The organism is Micromonospora palomenae (genome assembly GCF_007829925.1).
GTDB classification, from domain to species: Bacteria; Actinomycetota; Actinomycetes; order Mycobacteriales; family Micromonosporaceae; genus Micromonospora; species Micromonospora purpureochromogenes.
Genome location: NZ_VIXA01000002.1, coordinates 622,047 through 636,134, shown reverse-complemented (window position 1 = coordinate 636,134; position 14,088 = coordinate 622,047). Strand labels below are relative to the sequence as shown.

14 protein-coding genes are annotated in these 14,088 nt (G+C 73.1%); 9 read left to right on the top strand and 5 right to left on the bottom strand.

Annotated features, from left to right (window positions below; genetic code table 11):
• The first annotated feature begins 77 nt into the window (after nucleotides 1-77).
• Nucleotides 78-917, top strand: a complete 840-nt coding sequence (locus FHX75_RS13960; RefSeq protein WP_154940094.1) for a DUF3027 domain-containing protein — start codon at nucleotides 78-80, stop codon at nucleotides 915-917.
• A gap of 3 nt (nucleotides 918-920) precedes the next feature.
• Here the strand turns inward: FHX75_RS13960 and FHX75_RS13955 are convergent, their stop codons facing one another.
• Nucleotides 921-1,133, bottom strand: coding sequence for a DUF2530 domain-containing protein (locus FHX75_RS13955; RefSeq protein WP_218896793.1), 213 nt, complete (start codon nucleotides 1,131-1,133; stop codon nucleotides 921-923).
• A gap of 134 nt (nucleotides 1,134-1,267) precedes the next feature.
• Between FHX75_RS13955 and FHX75_RS13950 the strand changes: the two genes are divergently transcribed.
• The 5 genes from FHX75_RS13950 (at nucleotide 1,268) to thpR (ending at nucleotide 5,871) form a co-directional block, all read left to right on the top strand.
• On the top strand, nucleotides 1,268-2,746 hold the full coding sequence (locus FHX75_RS13950) for an NCS2 family permease (protein ID WP_154940092.1): 1,479 nt from the start codon (nucleotides 1,268-1,270) through the stop codon (nucleotides 2,744-2,746).
• 120 nt (nucleotides 2,747-2,866) lie between these two features.
• Entirely contained in the window at nucleotides 2,867-3,316 is a 450-nt protein-coding gene (locus FHX75_RS13945) for a MarR family winged helix-turn-helix transcriptional regulator (protein ID WP_172894517.1), read from the top strand.
• Nucleotides 3,317-3,385: 69 nt separating this feature from the next.
• Nucleotides 3,386-4,672: an MFS transporter gene (locus tag FHX75_RS13940; protein ID WP_154940090.1), complete on the top strand. Its 1,287-nt coding sequence runs from the start codon at nucleotides 3,386-3,388 to the stop codon at nucleotides 4,670-4,672.
• A 108-nt stretch (nucleotides 4,673-4,780) separates the two neighbouring features.
• Complete coding sequence (locus FHX75_RS13935) at nucleotides 4,781-5,296, top strand: hypothetical protein (protein WP_154940088.1); 516 nt, start codon at nucleotides 4,781-4,783, stop codon at nucleotides 5,294-5,296.
• On the top strand, nucleotides 5,293-5,871 hold the full coding sequence (gene thpR, locus FHX75_RS13930; protein ID WP_154940086.1) for an RNA 2',3'-cyclic phosphodiesterase: 579 nt from the start codon (nucleotides 5,293-5,295) through the stop codon (nucleotides 5,869-5,871). Before FHX75_RS13935 ends, thpR begins: the two co-directional genes overlap by 4 nt.
• 34 nt (nucleotides 5,872-5,905) lie before the next feature.
• Here the strand turns inward: thpR and FHX75_RS13925 are convergent, their stop codons facing one another.
• From FHX75_RS13925 to FHX75_RS13910, 4 genes are all read right to left on the bottom strand, one after another.
• Nucleotides 5,906-6,892, bottom strand: a complete 987-nt coding sequence (locus tag FHX75_RS13925) for an aldo/keto reductase (RefSeq protein WP_154940084.1) — start codon at nucleotides 6,890-6,892, stop codon at nucleotides 5,906-5,908.
• A gap of 59 nt (nucleotides 6,893-6,951) precedes the next feature.
• Nucleotides 6,952-8,031, bottom strand: coding sequence for a septation protein SepH (sepH, locus tag FHX75_RS13920; RefSeq protein ID WP_154940082.1), 1,080 nt, complete (start codon nucleotides 8,029-8,031; stop codon nucleotides 6,952-6,954).
• Nucleotides 8,032-8,215: 184 nt separating this feature from the next.
• Nucleotides 8,216-9,346, bottom strand: coding sequence for a phosphoserine transaminase (serC, locus tag FHX75_RS13915; RefSeq protein ID WP_154940080.1), 1,131 nt, complete (start codon nucleotides 9,344-9,346; stop codon nucleotides 8,216-8,218).
• Between the two features lie 396 nt (nucleotides 9,347-9,742).
• Nucleotides 9,743-10,849, bottom strand: a complete 1,107-nt coding sequence (locus FHX75_RS13910; RefSeq protein WP_154940078.1) for a citrate synthase 2 — start codon at nucleotides 10,847-10,849, stop codon at nucleotides 9,743-9,745.
• 272 nt (nucleotides 10,850-11,121) lie between these two features.
• Here FHX75_RS13910 and pdxH point away from each other — a divergent pair, with 272 nt between their 5' ends.
• The 3 genes from pdxH to FHX75_RS13895 all read left to right on the top strand — a co-directional run bounded on the left by pdxH (nucleotide 11,122) and on the right by FHX75_RS13895 (nucleotide 14,082).
• Nucleotides 11,122-11,751 carry a pyridoxamine 5'-phosphate oxidase gene (gene pdxH, locus FHX75_RS13905; RefSeq protein ID WP_154941962.1) on the top strand — a complete coding sequence of 210 codons (630 nt, stop codon included), beginning with the start codon at nucleotides 11,122-11,124 and terminating at the stop codon, nucleotides 11,749-11,751.
• Nucleotides 11,748-13,043, top strand: a complete 1,296-nt coding sequence (locus FHX75_RS13900) for an MFS transporter (protein ID WP_154940076.1) — start codon at nucleotides 11,748-11,750, stop codon at nucleotides 13,041-13,043. The genes pdxH and FHX75_RS13900 overlap by 4 nt, the downstream gene beginning before the upstream one ends.
• A 109-nt stretch (nucleotides 13,044-13,152) precedes the next feature.
• A complete protein-coding gene (locus FHX75_RS13895; protein ID WP_154940074.1) occupies nucleotides 13,153-14,082 on the top strand; it encodes an aldose 1-epimerase family protein in 930 nt (309 codons plus the stop codon).
• Nucleotides 14,083-14,088: the final 6 nt, after the last annotated feature.

Here is a 14,088-nt window from a genome sequence, read left to right as displayed (position 1 = left end):
CTCGCCCATCTGATCCACGCCCGTCGCGCCACCGGGGGAAGACGTCATCGGGGAGTCCCTGTCGGGCGGCGACGCGCATGGGGAACAATGGACGGGTGACCAGGCCCGCCTCCACCCGCGCCGCCCGCCTCGACCAGGTCTGCGCCGCCGCCGTCGACGTGGCGCGCGACGCCATCACCGAGGTGGAGCCCTCCGACGTCGGTGATCACCTGCGCGCCGTCGCCGAGGGCGACCGGGTCGTCACGCACTACTTCGAGTGCCGGCTCGCCGGCTACCGCGGCTGGCGGTGGGCGGTCACCGTGACCCGGGTGCCGCGCAGCAAGCACGTCACGGTCTGCGAGACCGTGCTGCTGCCCGGCTCCGACGCCCTGCTCGCCCCGGGCTGGCTGCCCTGGCAGGAGCGGCTCAAGCCGGGTGACCTCGGCCCGGGTGACCTGCTGCCCACCGCGCCGGACGACGAGCGGCTCGCCCCGGGCTACCTGCTCTCCGACGACCCGGCGGTCGAGGAGGTCTCCTGGGAGCTCGGCCTCGGCCGGCCCCGGGTGCTGTCGCGCGAGGGGCGCTCCGAGGCCGCCGAGCGCTGGTACGAGGGCGACCACGGCCCGTCCGCGCCGATCTCGGTGGCGGCGCCCGCCGCCGCCCGCTGCGGCACCTGCGGCTTCTACCTGCCGCTGGCCGGCGCGATGCGGCAGGCCTTCGGCGCCTGCGGCAACTTCTACGCCCCGGACGACGGCCGGGTGGTCAGCGCCGACCACGGCTGTGGCGCGCACTCCGAGGCGCTGGTCGAGGCGGCGGAGTCCCCGGTCGACGAGATGCCCACGGTCTACGACGACAGCGCGGTGGAGGCCATGTCGATCAGTCGCGCGCCCGGGTCGGTGGAGTCGGCCGAGCCGGCGGAGCCGTACGGCCACTCCTGACGGTCAGTCCCGCGGGGACGATTCGCGACGGCGGCGCCGGTTGGCGTCGTGCCGCATCATCACGGCCAGACCGGGAAAGCCCCACAGGAAACCGGCCAGGCAGGTCCAGAGCCAGTTCTGGTGCCCGTGCTCGGTGAGCCAGCCCCGGAAGAAGACCAGCAGGACGAGGCCGACGACCGCCCAGGCGATCAGCCCGGCGACCGCGAACGGGACCATCGGCGGGTCGAGCGGCTCGGGCCGCGGCGCTTGCTCCTGTGGCACGGGGAAAAGCGTACGCGATCAACTTTTCCTGCCGGGCCGTGATCTGGGACGATGCGCGCGACAACCGAAGATCACCTGCGAGGGACCTGATGGCCATTGCGCCGCCGGACAACGGCACTCCACCTGATCCCGCCCAGCCCCGCACCGGTTTCGACCGGTTCTTCGAGATCTCCGCCCGTGGTTCGACGATGAGCCGCGAGGTACGGGGTGGCCTGGCGACCTTCTTCACGATGGCGTACATCGTGGTGTTGAACCCGCTGATCCTGGGCGGCGCCGTCGACGGTGACGGCAAGAAGCTCTCGATCCCCGCACTGGCCGCCGCGACCGCCCTGGTCGCCGGCCTGATGACGATGCTGATGGGCGTCGTCGGACGATTCCCAATGGCGCTGGCCGCCGGTCTGGGCGTGAACGCGCTGGTCGCGTACGAGATCGCCCCGGAGATGACCTGGGCGGACGCGATGGGCCTGGTGGTGATCGAGGGTGTGATCATCGCCGTGCTGGTCCTCACCGGCCTGCGTACCGCGGTCTTCCGCTCGGTCCCCACCCAGCTGAAGACGGCCATCGGCGTCGGCATCGGTCTCTTCCTCACCATCATCGGTCTGGTCGACGCCGGCTTCGTCCGGCGGATCCCGGACGTCGCCAACACCACCGTGCCGGTGGGCCTGGGCATCAACGGCAAGATCGTCAGCTGGCCGATGCTGGTCTTCGTGGTCGGTCTGCTGCTGACCCTGGTGCTGGTGGTACGCCGGGTGCGCGGCGCGATCCTGATCGGCATCCTGGCCTCCACCGTGCTGGCGATCATCGTGGAGGCGGTCGCCAACGTCGGGCCCTCCTTCGTCGACGGCAAGCCCAACCCCAAGGGCTGGTCCCTGAACGTGCCGGAGCTGCCCAAGCAGATCGTGGACGTCCCGGACCTGTCGCTGCTAGGCAACTTCAACGTGCTGGACTCGTGGAGCCGCGCCGGCTGGCTGGTGCCGCTGATGTTCGTCTTCACCCTGCTGATCACCGACTTCTTCGACACCATGGGCACGATGGTGGCGATCGGCCAGGAGGGGGACATGCTCGACGAGCGGGGCACCCCGCCGCGGGCCAAGGAGATCCTGCTGGTCGACTCGATCGCCGCGGCGGCCGGTGGCGCGGCGAGCGTCTCCAGCAACACGTCGTACATCGAGAGCGCCGCCGGTGTGGGAGAGGGCGCCCGGACCGGCGTGGCCAACCTGGTCACCGGCGCCCTGTTCCTGCTGGCGATGTTCCTGGCGCCGCTGTCGGTGGTGGTGCCCTTCGAGGCGGCCTCGACGGCGCTGGTGGTGGTCGGCTTCCTGATGATGACCGCGGTACGCACCATCGACTGGACCGACTACGAGATCGCCATCCCGGCGTTCCTCACCATCACCTTCATGCCGTTCACCTACTCGATCTCCAACGGCATCGGCGCCGGCATCATCAGCTACGTGGTGCTGAAGCTGGCCAAGGGGAAGGCGCGGGAGATCCACCCACTGCTCTACGGGGTGGCCGCACTGTTCGTGCTCTACTTCCTGCGCGGGCCGATCGAGTCCGCGGTGCTGTAGCTCAACCGCCGCTCCGGGCCGGGGCCGAAACCGGATACCCGGCCCGGAGCAGCACAAACCCCTCGTGAGCATGGTCATATCGCATGTCGTTAGCCAGGCTCATTAGTTATGCTAACTACTGTGACGGAGCGGACGGTGACGGCGAAACGCGTGCCACCGGCGCAGCTGGCCCCTCAGCTGCGTGATGCGATCACCCGACTCAACCGGCGGGTCCGACAGGCCCGCCCGGTCGGCGACCTGACGGTCACCCAGCTCTCCGCGCTCACCAGCCTCAAGCTGGCGGGCGCGCTGACGCCCCGGGAACTGGCCGACGTCGAGCGGGTGCAGCCACCGACGATGACCAAGATCGTCGCGAAGTTGGAGGAGCGCGGTCTCGTGCAGCGCACCCCCCACCCGACCGACGGTCGTCAGGTCATCCTGGCGGCGACCGAGGGAGGCCTGGCCGTGCTCGAACAGTTCGAGCGGGCCCGCAACGAGTGGCTGGCCAGCCGGTTGGCCGCGCTCACGGAGGACGAACGCGACACGCTGCGGCGCGCCGCCGAGATCCTCCAGCAACTGGCCAGAGCCTGACACTTCCGTACCTCGGGGTCCGCACCGTCCGTTGTGGATGAGGCGTACCACCGAGGAGGCGCACCAAGAGTGCAGGCGAAGCTGACGACGATGTTCCAGTCCCTACAGGTCCGAAACTACCGGCTATTCGCATCCGGGCAGCTGATCAAGCTGATCGGCGTCTGGATGATGTTCATCGCCCAGGACTGGCTCGTCCTCGAGCTCTCCGACGACTCCGCCACCGCGCTCGGCGTGGTGACGGCACTCCAGTTCACTCCGGTGCTGCTGCTCACCCTGCTCTCCGGCCGGCTCGCCGACCGGTACGACAAGCGACTGCTGCTCTTCGTCGCCAACGCCTTCTGGACGGTGCTCGCGCTCGGGATGAGCGTGCTGGTCCTCACCGACCTGGTGCAGCTCTGGCACGTCTTCGCCTTCGCCGCCCTGCTCGGCGTCGCCAACGCCGTCGAGACCCCGGTCCGGCAGGCATTCGTCTCCGAGCTGGTCGGCATGTCCCTGCTGCCCAACGCGCTCTCGCTCAACGCGGCGGTGTTCAACTCGGCGCGGATCGTGGGCCCGGCCGTGGCCGGCCTCGCCATCGCCGCCTTCGACGTCGGCCCGGTGTTCCTCTTCACCGCGGTCAGCTCGATCGCCCCACTGGCCACCGTGGTACGGATGCGCCCCGCCGAACTGCACCGCAAGGACCTGCCGCCGGTCGGCGAGCGCGACTCGGCCAAGGTCGTCGACGGGCTGCGGTACGTCTTCCGCCGTCCCGACCTGCTGCTGCCGATGGCAGTGATGTCGGTGGTCGGGATGACCCTGTTCAACTTCCAGCTCACCCTGGCCGCGCTGGCCAAGACCGTGTTCCGTACCGGTGCCGCCTCGTTCGGCCTGTTCAGCACCGCGCTGGCGATCGGGGCCCTGGTCGGGGCGCTGGCCGGCACCGGGCGGCGCAGCCGCCCCTCGGTCTGGGTGGTGCTGGGCGCGGCGGTCGGTTGTGCCGTCTTCGGCACCCTGGTCGGGCTGGCGCCGGCGTACTGGCTGGTGGTGACACTGCTGCTGCCCACCGGCTTCTTCATGGTCTTCTTCGCCCAAGCCGCCAACCAGCGGGTCCAGCTCGGCGTCGACGCCGCCTTCCGGGGCCGGGTCATGGCGCTCTGGGTGCTGGTCTTCCTCGGCACCAACCCGGTCGGCGCCCCGCTGATCGGCTGGGTCGCCGAGACCTACGGCGCCGGGGCGAGCATCTGGATGGGTGGCCTGATCTCGCTGGCCACCGCCCTGCTCGCGCTCACCTGGCAGCTGCGCCGCTCCGGCGCCCGGCTGCGCTTCCGGGTGCTGCCCATGCCCCGCTTCTACGTGGTCTCGTCGCCCGACTGCTGACCGACGCGCCTCCGGCCCGCCCCCGCCACGCGGGAAGGTGGGCCGGTTTCGCGTCCGGATACCGGCAATCCGGTGGCGGGAGCCGGGCGTCGGCCTTAGCGTCGATATGTGGCAGGCGGTGGCGCACTGACGCTGGTACTGGCGATCCTCGCCGTGGCATGCCTGCCGGCGGCGTTCGCCCTGCTCTTCTGCCTCGACGAGATCTTCGACCGGGTGGCCTGCGGCTGGGCCGAGTGGCGCGACGGGCGACGCGAGCGCCGCACCATCGCCCGGCTGGACCGGGCGATCGAGGCGGACGCCCTCACCCGCGACATCGACCTGACCCAGCTCGACCGGGTCGACCGGCAACCCCTGGAACGCATCGCCGCCGACCTGCGCCGCCTCGGCGGGCACCGGCTCGCCGCCCGCGGCCGTTCGGTGGTCTGGCACACCTCGGTCATCGACGCGTACGACGACCGGCTCCGGGCCGCCTGCCGGGCGCTGGCGATCACCGAGCACCTCACCGAGCTGGAGGGGGTGGACCGGGAGATCGAGCGGGTCCGGGTCGAAGGACTGCTCGCCCAGGCGGGGCTGGCGCTGCCGGCCGCCGTCGCCGGTCGCCGACCCCGTCACCGGCGGGCGTGAGACTCTTCGTCGCGGTCTATCCGCCGCCCGCCGCGGTCGCTCACCTGACCGACCGGCTCGCCGGGCTGCGGATCGGCGCCGCCTCCGCCGCCGGCATCAACGTACGCCTCGCCGACCCGGCGAACCTGCACGTCACGCTCGCCTTCCTCGGTGATGTGGAGGCGGACCGCCTGGTCGACGTGGAGAGCACCCTCGGGCTCGCCGCCGAGACGTCCCGCGCGGCGCGCGTCGGCGCGCCCCGGCTCCGGCTCGGCGGGGGCGGCCGGTTCGGTCGGGGCCGCTTCACCGTGCTCTGGGTGGACCTGCTCGGCGACGTCGAGGCGCTGCACGTGCTGGGCCGGTTGATTCGGATGGGGCTGCGCCGCAACCGCCTCCCGCACGACGAGAAGCCGTTCCGCCCGCATCTGACGATCGCCCGCCCCGGCGACCGGATCGACCCGACCGACGTGGAGGCCGACCGGGCCGCGCTCGGCGGCTACGAGGGGCCGGAGTGGCCGGCGACCGAGCTGGTGCTGGTCCGCAGCCACCCCGGCCCCCAGCCGACGTACGACCGGCTCGCCGCCTGGCCGCTCTGACCGGCCGGTGCGGGTCACCGGGGTCGGGGGTGGGTCACCAGGCCCAGGCCTCCGGACCGGGACCGCCGTTGCCGACCGGCGGGAACAGCTCGTCGAGGCGCTTCTCCGTCGCTTCGTCGATGTCGACGGTCAACGCGCCCAGGCTCCGGTCGAGCTGGTCCACGGTGCGCGGGCCGATGATCGGGGCGGTCACCCCGGGCCGGGAGAGCAGCCAGCCCAGCGCCATGTCGGCCGGGTCGTGCCCGAGGTCCGCGCAGAGCTTCTCGTACGCCTCGATGGTCGTCCGGTGCTCGGCCAGCGCGTCGGCGGAGCGCCCGCTGGCACCCCGCGCGGCGCCGCCCTCGGCCATCTTGCGCAGGACGCCGCTGAGCAGTCCGCCGTGCAGCGGCGACCAGGGGATGACGCCCAGCCCGTAGTGCTGTGCGGCGGGGATCACCTCCAGCTCGACGTGCCGGGTGAGCAGGTTGTAGATGGACTGCTCGGCGACCAGCCCGAGGAAGTTGCGCCGGCCCGCCGCCGCCTGCGCCTGGGCGATGTGCCAACCGGCGAAGTTGGACGATCCGACGTAGATCACCTTGCCCTGGGCGACCAGGGTCTCCATCGCCTGCCAGATCTCCTCCCACGGCGTGCTCCGGGAGACGTGGTGCATCTGGTAGAGGTCGATCACGTCGGTCTGGAGCCGGCGCAGCGAGTCCTCGCAGGCCCGGATGATGTGCCGGGCGCTCAGGCCCTGCTCGTTGGGCCAGTCGCCCATCTTGCCGTAGACCTTGGTGGCGAGGACCACCTTGTCGCGCCGGCCGCCGCCCTGGGCGAACCAGCGGCCGATGATCTGCTCGGTGATGCCCTCACCGGTCTGCCAGCCGTACACGTTGGCGGTGTCGAAGAAGTTGATGCCGTGTTCCAGCGCCCGGTCCATGATGGCGAAGCTGTCCGGCTCGGTGGTCTGCGGCCCGAAGTTCATCGTGCCGAGGCAGAGCCGGCTCACCGACAGACCGGTGCGTCCCAGATTCGTGTACTCCATGGGTCCACCCTGGCACGCGGGCACTTAGAGTGCCTCGCCCACCAGGGTGGGCCGTTGGATCAGGAGGACTCGCGGGCCGCCGGGCCGCTGCCGAAGAGGACGTCGTCCCAGCTCGGCAGCCGCTTGCGCGGCTTGCCGTTGGCGTCGGTGGACTCGCCGCCGGCGGCCGCCGCGGCACCCGTGCGGCGGGGCCGGAGCACCGCCAGCGACGGTACGGCCGGGACCTCCTTCGGCGCGTCCGAGTCGTCGTCGAACGCCGAACCCTGACCCCCGCCGAGCAGTGCCGCCGCGCCCCCGGCGACGGCCCGCTGCCGGGGTGCGTCGGCGCCGGCCAGCGCGGCCGGGGAGCGCGGGTCGAGCCCGCGACCCGAGGTGCCGCCGAGCGGCCGGTCGAGGGAGGCGAGCAGGGCGTCGCGCCCGGCCCGGATCGGGTCCCGCCCGGGTCGGCTGTGCTCGCCGGCCGCCGGCAGGCCGTGCCCGCCCCGGCTGGGCTCGCCGCGCGACGGGCCGGGCAGCGCGTGCCCGCCCCGCTCCGGCGCCGGCTCCTGGCCGAGGATCGGCGTCGGACGCTCGGCGCACAGGTACTGCGCCATGTCGTCGTGCGGGGTGACGTTCTGCCGCAGCTTGTCGAGGTCCCAGACCGCCTGCGCGGTGGCCTTGCCCGACGGCCAGGTGGCGATGATCCGCCAGGTGCCGTCGTCGCGCCGGTACGCGTCCCAGGAGATCTTCTCGGTGTCTATCCCGTGCTGGGCCAGCCGGCCGTTGACCACCTCGGCCAGCGGGGTGGGCTTCTCGGCGCCCTTGAGCCGGGTGCGCCGGGCGTGCTGGGCGAGCATGGCCCGCTCCTGGAGCACCGGGCCGGCGTAGCGCAGCACCCGGTCGACCGGGACGCCCGCGATGCGGGCGACGTCCTCGGCGGACTCGCCGGAGCGGATCCGGGCCTGGATGTCCCGTGGGGAGAGCGACGGCGTCGGGTCGGCGGCGGCGGGCACCACCGCGAGCGGCGCCGCGCCGGGCTCGGCGTGCAGCGCCGTGGCGATGCGTTCGTCGATGGGGAGGGCGAGCAGGCGCCCGACCTCGTCGGCGAGTACCAGAGCCTGGCCGTCCTCGGAGAGGGCGACGAAGCGTACTGGGCGCATGGCGTTGCCTCCGTCCCGCTTCGCTGGCCGTCACGCCACGAGCCGGCCACCCGGGCGTCCTCGGACCACCGTACGCTCATCTACCCGAAGGTGGGGGATGCGACACCCGCATGTCGCGACTGAGCTGCGACGATGATCACGGTGGGTGGTCGACGGGGCCCCGTCGACCACCCACCGTGACGGTCTACTGGAGCCGGTCCACCACGTAGTCGATGGAGGCGGTCAGCGCCTCCACGTCGGCCGGCTCGACCGCCGGGAAGAGCGCGACGCGGAGCTGGTTGCGGCCCAACTTCCGGTACGGCTCGGTGTCCACGATGCCGTTGGCGCGCAGCACCTTGGCGATCGCCGAGGCGTCCACCCCGTCGGCGAAGTCGATGGTGGCGACCACGTTGGACCGCAGCGCCGGGTCGGCGACGAACGGAGTGGCCACGGCGGATCGCTCGGCCCAGCCGTACACGATGCCCGCGCTCTCGGCGGTGCGCTTGGCCGCCCAGGCCAGCCCGCCCTGCGAGTTCATCCAGTCGGTCTGCTCGGCCGCCAGGAAGATGGTGGCCAGCGCCGGCGTGTTGTACGTCTGCTCCAGTCGCGAGTTGTCGATCGCGGTGACCAGGTCGAGGAAGGCCGGGATGTAGCGGCCGGATCCCTTGATCTCGGTGGCCCGCTCCAGCGCGGCCGGCGACATCAGGGCCAGCCAGAGGCCACCGTCGGAGCCGAAGCACTTCTGCGGCGCGAAGTAGTAGACGTCGGTCTCGCCGACGTTGACCTCCAGGCCGCCCGCGCCCGAGGTGGCGTCAACCAGCAGCAGCGAGCCGGGGTCGGCGCCGGGCACCCGGCTGATCGGCACCGCGACGCCGGTGGACGTCTCGTTGTGCGGGGTGGCGTAGACGTCCACGCCGGCCTCGGCGACCAGCGTCGGCGCGGTGCCCGCCGCGGACTTGCGGACCGTCGGCTCGCCGAGGAACGGCGCGTCGGCGACCGACTTGGCGAACTTCGCGCCGAACTCGCCGAAGCTGGCGAACTGGGCGCGGTCGCGGACCAGGCCGAAGGTGGCGACCTCCCAGAAGGCGGTGGTGCCACCGTTGCCGATGATCACCTCGTAGCCCTCGGGGAGGGAGAAGAACTCGGCGATCCCCCGGCGCAGCCGGGCCACCTCGTCGCGGACGGTCTTCTGCCGGTGCGAGGTGCCCAGGTAGCTGGTGGCCACGTCCGCAAGGGCGGAGACGGCCGCCGGACGGACCTTGGACGGCCCGCAGCCGAACCGCCCGTCGGCGGGCTTGATGTCGTCGGGAATCCGGATGGTCGGTGCGTCAGCCACGGTTGTCGAGATCCTTCCGCATGGGCGAGGGCGGGCCCTTCACCGGGCGGGGACCTGCGGCGGACGCGTGCGCGGGCGCACGGGCGGCCGGGATCTCCAGCCCGGTCCGGCGGCACTGCCGAGCCTTCATCCTCGCACCTCGTCCGGGCCGTCCGGCGGCTGGTCCCGCCCCGTGCGCTGAGGGATGCGCCACAACCGGCCGCCGCGGCCGGGCGGACGGACCGGCCGGCGGCCGACCGCTAGATCGACTCCGTGTCGGCGATGTGGCGGTGTCGCGGCGGCTCGGATACCGCCATGTCGCCGACATGGCGAGCCGACGCCGATATCAGCGCCGGCCGGGGCGCGGAACCGGCGGAACCCCCGCCCGGCGGTGGGCGGGGGCTCCGGGTACGCGGGTCAGACGCCGTGCGGGATGGCGTCCCAGCCCTCGACCTCCTGCGGCTTGCGGCTGGCCGGCCCGACGTAGCGGGCGGACGGCCGGACCAGCCGCTGGAGCTTCTTCTGCTCCAGGATGTGCGCGCTCCAGCCGCCCATCCGGGCGCAGGTGAACATCGAGGTGAACATGTGCGCGGGCACCTCGGCGAAGTCCAGCACCACGGCCGACCAGAACTCGACGTTGGTGGCGAGCACCCGGTCCGGGCGGCGGGCCTGGAGCTCGGCCAGCGCGGCCTTCTCCAGCGCCTCGGCGATCTCGAAGCGCGGCGCGCCCAGCTCCTTGGCGGTACGGCGCAGCACGCGGGCGCGCGGGTCCTCGGCCCGGTAGACCCGGTGGCCGAAGCCCATCAGCCGCTCGCCGCGGTCGAGGACGCCCTTGACGTACCCCTCGGCGTCGCCGCTGCGCTCGACGGCCTCCAGCATGCTCAGCACCCGGCTCGGGGCGCCGCCGTGCAGCGGGCCGGAGAGCGCGCCGATGCCGGAGGAGATGCAGGCCGCGGCGTCGGCGCCGGTGGAGGCGACGATCCGGGTGGTGAAGGTGGAGGCGTTCAGGCCGTGCTCGGCGGCCGAGATGAAGTACGCGTCGACGGCCTTGACGTGCCGCGGGTCCGGCTCGCCGCGCCAGCGCTTCATGAAGCGCTCGACGATCGTCTCGGCCTTGTCGATCTCCTTCTGCGGCACGGCGGGCAGGCCGAGGCCGCGGGCCGACTGGGCGACGAAGGACAGCGCGGTGACCGAGACCCGGGCCAGGTCCTCGCGGGCCTGCTCGTCGGAGATGTCCAGCAGCTGGTCGAGCCCCCAGTACGGGGCCAGCATGGCGACCGCGGACTGCACGTCGACGCGGATGTCGCCGGAGTGCACCGGCACCGGGAACGGCTCCGCCGGCGGCAGGCCCGGGCCGAACCGCCCGTCGACCAGCAGCGCCCAGACGTTGCCGAAGGAGACCTGGCCGATCAGATCCTCGATGTCGACGCCGCGGTAGCGCAGCGCGCCACCCTCGCGGTCGGGTTCGGCGATCTCGGTCTCGAAGGCTACGACGCCCTCCAGGCCCGGTTTGAAGTCAGACATGTCGTCTCCTGGCTTCCGGCTCGGTGCGCCCTCGCGGGCTCAGTCCGGCCCAGACCTTAGGCGACCCTCAGGGATGGTTTCGTGACATCTTGCCTGCTCGGTAACCAAGTGCGCGACCCGCTGCGACTGTGCCGCACGTGACATCCCCGCCGGTGGAGGCCGTCACGCCCTCGGTGACACTCTTTCGTGGGGGTTGGCCAGCGTCGGGGGACGCGGGCGCCGCCGCGAGGGGGAGAAGCGACGTGACGGGCGACACACCGCCGCCGGCGGCCATGCGTAACGAGTACGCCGCCGACCTGGGCCTTTCCGAGGGCGAGCTGGCCGCGGACTGGTACACCCAGTTCGACCGCTGGTTCGCCGACGCGGTCGCCGCCGGGCTGCCCGAGCCGAACGCGATGGTCGTCGGCACCGCCGACGCCGCCGGTCGCCCCAGCGGCCGCACCGTGCTGCTCAAGGGCTACGACCCGGAGGGCTTCGTCTTCTACACCAACTACACCTCCCGCAAGGGCGGCGAGGCCACCGCCAACCCGCACGCCAGCCTGGTCTTCCCCTGGTTCCCGATGCAGCGGCAGGTGGTCGTCGCCGGTCCGGTGGAGCGGGTCGACCGGGCGGAGACCGAGGCGTACTTCGCCAGCCGGCCGCGCGGGTCGCAGCTCGGGGCCTGGGCCAGCGCCCAGTCCCGGGTGATCCCCGACCGGGCGGCGCTGGACGAGGCGTACGAGGCGGTGGTGGCGCGCTTCGCCGACGTGGCGCAGATCCCCGCGCCGCCGCACTGGGGCGGCCTCCGGGTCCGGCCCGAGTCGGTGGAGTTCTGGCAGGGGCGGGTGAGCCGGCTGCACGACCGGCTGCGGTTCCGCCGGGCCGACGGCGGTGACTGGGTCGTGGAGCGGTTGGCCCCGTGACCGCGACCAAGGAGACCCGGCCGCGCGGGGCGCGTCGCTGGGCGATCGACCTGCGTCCGCTGGCGGTGCCCGAGTTCCGGCGGATCTGGCTGGGCGGCGGCATCGCCATGCTCGGCTTCCAGTTCACGGCGGTGGCCGTGCCCGTGGAGATGTACGCGCTGACCCGGGACTCGTTCTGGGTCGGCCTGCTCGGGATCGCCGCGTTCCTGCCGCTGCTGGTCTTCGGGCTCTGGGGTGGGGCGGTCGCCGACGCCCGGGACCGGCGGGGCGTGCTGCTGGTCAGTCAGGCGCTGCTCTGGGCGTCGATGCTGGCGCTGCTGCTGCAGGCGGTGCTCCGGGTGGGCAGTCCAGTGCTGCTGCTGGCCCTGGTGGCGCTCCAGTCGGTCGGCTTCGCGGTCAGCGGGGCGGCCCGCACGGCGAGCCTTCCCCGGCTCGTCCCGGCCGCCCTGGTGCCGGCCGCGAGCACGCTGAACTTCACCACGTACACCGCCGCGTCGGTGGCCGGGCCGCTGCTGGCCGGGCTGATCTTCGCGAGCTGGCGGACCGACGTCGCGCTGCCGATCGCGTACGGCGTGGACACGGTTCTGTTCACCGCCGCCGTCTGGGCGACCGTACGGATGCCGGCGTTGCCGCCCGAGCCGGACCCGGACGGCGACGGCAGCCCGCGCAAGGCCGGCCTGGCCAGCATCGTCGACGGGCTCCGCTACCTGGCCACCACGCCGGTGCTGATGCTCTCGTTCGCCATCGACCTGATCGCGATGATCCTGGCCATGCCCCGGGCGCTCTTCCCCGAGGTGGCCCAGGAGCGGTTCGGCGGCGCCGCGGCGGTCGGCTGGTTGTACGGCGCGATCTCGCTCGGCGCGATGCTCGGTGGGCTCACCTCCGGCTGGATCGGCCGGCTCCGCCGGCAGGGCCTGGTGCTGGTGGTGGCGGTGGTCGGCTGGGGCCTCGCGGTGGCCGCGGCCGGGCTGGCCCGCCAGCTCTGGCTGGTGGTGCTGCTGCTCGCCGTGGCCGGGGCGTCCGACCTGGTCAGCGCGGTGCTGCGGCAGTCGATGCTGCTGGTCTACGCGCCGGACCGGATGCGCGGCCGGCTCCAGGGCGTCAACACGGTGGTCATCGCCGGCGGGCCGCGCCTGGGCGACCTGCGCGCCGGCGCGGTGGCGGCCGGGTTCGGCACCGGCGTGGCCTGGGTGGGCGGGGGCCTGGTCTCGGCGGTGCTCGCCATCGCGCTGGTGGTGGTCTTCCCGGCGCTGCTGCGCTACCGGGCCACCCCGGCCGCCGACCGGGAGTGAACCGTCCGGCGGGCGGGTCGCGGCCGACCGGGCGACCGGGCGACCGCTGGGCGGGAAGCGGCTCGGCGGGTCCGACGGGGGCGGGGGCGGGCGACTAAGGTCGCCAGACATGGAGAAGGCCGGAACCCGCCCGCCGTCCGGGACACAGTGGACCATTGCCGCCGACGGCCACGAGGCGGTCATCGTCGAGGTCGGCGGTGGGCTGCGGTCGTACCGGCACGACGGCGTGGACTACGTCGACGGGTACGCCGCCGACGAGATCTGCCCCGGCTCGGCCGGGCACGTGCTGGCGCCCTGGCCGAACCGGATCCGCGACGGGCAGTACACCTTCGGGGAGCGCTCGTTGCAGCTCGACCTGAGCGAGCCGGCCCGGCGCAACGCGATCCACGGCCTGGTCAACTGGGTGTCGTGGCACCTGGTCGAGCAGTCCGCCGACGCGGTCACCGTCGGGTACGACCTGCCGCCCAGCCCGGGCTACCCGTGGGCACTGCGGCTGCGGAACCGGTGGAGCGTCGGCGCGGACGGCCTGCGGGTCGAGCACGAGGTGACGAACCTCGGCGCGGAGGACGCCCCGTACGGCTACTCGATGCACCCCTACCTGCGGCTGCCCGGCGTACCGGTGGACGAGGTGTCGCTGCGCGTACCGGGGCGGATCCGGGTGCTGCTGGACGGCCGCCTGCTCCCCATCGCCGCCGCGCCGGTGGCCGGCACCGAGTACGACTTCACCGAGCCCCGCCCGATCGGCGACGCGGTGCTCGACGTGGCCTTCGGTGACCTGGTACGGGACGCCGACGGGGGCTCGGCGGTGACCCTGGCCGCCCCGGACGGCTCCGCCGCGGTGCACATCTGGGCGGACCGGGAGTTCGGTTGGTGGCAGGTCTTCACCGGGGACACGCTGACCGGGGAGCGGCACCGGCGGTCGGTGGCGGTGGAGCCGATGACCTGCCCGGCGGACGCGTTCCGCTCCGGCAAGGACCTGATCACGCTGAAGCCCGGCGGCACCTGGCAGGGCGCCTGGGGCCTGCGGCCCGGCGTCTGAGCGGCG